2 protein-coding genes and 1 pseudogene are annotated in these 1,206 nt (G+C 42.8%); 2 read left to right on the top strand and 1 reads right to left on the bottom strand.

Features of this window, described 5'->3' with window-relative positions:
• Window positions 1-81: 81 nt before the first annotated feature.
• Window positions 82-357 carry a hypothetical protein gene (locus F6K38_RS42470; protein ID WP_008179647.1) on the bottom strand — a complete coding sequence of 92 codons (276 nt, stop codon included), beginning with the start codon at window positions 355-357 and terminating at the stop codon, window positions 82-84.
• Between the two features lie 156 nt (window positions 358-513).
• On the opposite strand from F6K38_RS42470, the gene F6K38_RS42465 reads away from it, so the two are divergent.
• The gene (locus F6K38_RS42465; protein WP_008179649.1) at window positions 514-756 is read left to right on the top strand and encodes a hypothetical protein; all 243 of its coding nucleotides are present in this window, start codon (window positions 514-516) and stop codon (window positions 754-756) included.
• A pseudogene (locus tag F6K38_RS44785) lies at window positions 756-929 on the top strand (type II toxin-antitoxin system VapC family toxin); the annotation flags it as partial. The gene F6K38_RS42465 and the pseudogene F6K38_RS44785, both read left to right, overlap by 1 nt.
• Between the last annotated feature and the right edge of the window lie 277 nt (window positions 930-1,206).

The following is a 1,206-nucleotide window of genomic DNA, read 5'->3' as shown; positions in this document are numbered from 1 at the left end:
TAGTCTATACAGGTAGAGAAAACTAGCAAAAGTCATTCTCTATCTACTATCACTTTACCATCTTCTCTTTGCACCCTATGTCTAGCAAACATAGCTATAACCTTCAGCTTTCTCGGCAAACTCTAACTCCCTAGCCAAACGCCAAGCCACAATAGCAGGTAAACCCTTCTCAAGAATCCTAGCACAGGTACTTTGATAGTGATACTCCACTACCAGCAAGATTACCTGGTTTGTGTGACTATCATAGATAACATAAGTAGGATTAGCTGATCTGTGGTGGGCTTCTGCCACCGAAGCTACATTAAAAATTCCCTTGAGGGAAGCATTTAGAATCTGACTACTCCATTGACGAAGCACTATCGATCCGTCTGGTTACAGAGCAGCATTAATTTGCTTGTATCGAAGCTTAGAAACTTTACTGATAGAACTAACTCTCGGACAATAATGCCTTATAGACCGCAAGCTCCTCAACTTCAATAAAAATTCAAAACTTTAATACCAAGAATCTGACCTATGCAAATCACAATCGACCTACCTCCAGATCTCGAACAAGACCTCATCCGCCAAGCGGTTCAATCAAATGTCGGGATCCAAACCCTTGTTCTCCAAGCGTTACGCCAGCTAATCCAAACAGCACCTAGCTCTATTTCCCAGTGGTCGGATGCCGTATTGTCTTATGAAGGAATTCCTGATTTCCCGGCTTTCGAGTCCTATCGTGATCAACTCCTGCCACCTCGTGAACCGGAATTATTCTGATGCGATACCTTCTCGATACTTGCGTGATCAGCGACTTCATTAAAGGTGAAGCTGGGACTAGAGTCAGACTCAAGCAAACGCCACCTGGGGACATTGCTGTTTCTGTTATTACGGTCATGGAGTTACGCTATGGCTTGGCAGTTTTTGATCGAGTTTCAGTGAGATATTCCCCAAGTAGCGGAGAGTTTAGCTGCATTGCAAGTCGGTTTACTGGCGCGTCATCTTTTTGCTACTAGGATGGCGTGCGATCGCATTCTCCCAAAACTGACCAAGCCCATACTTATAGCATGGTACGTCTCTAACCGCCTGCATTGTAACATTTATTTACTAATAATGATTATTATTAACAATAAAAAGAATCATTATCACGATAGACTGTTCCCTGGGAGGTTCAGCCAACTAAGTGTGAACCTCTGATAACTATTTTCTTCATTAGGGATATCAAGGAAA

The sequence above is a fragment of the Moorena sp. SIO3B2 genome, assembly GCF_010692525.1.
Taxonomy (GTDB): Bacteria; Cyanobacteriota; Cyanobacteriia; order Cyanobacteriales; family Coleofasciculaceae; genus Moorena; species Moorena producens.
This window is presented reverse-complemented; position numbering and strand designations above follow the sequence as displayed.

What these genes read in the sequence shown, in the direction of transcription:
- F6K38_RS42465 (WP_008179649.1), top strand. Translation starts at nt 514, where the DNA reads ATGCAAATCACAATCGACCTACCTCCAGATCTCGAACAAGACCTCATC.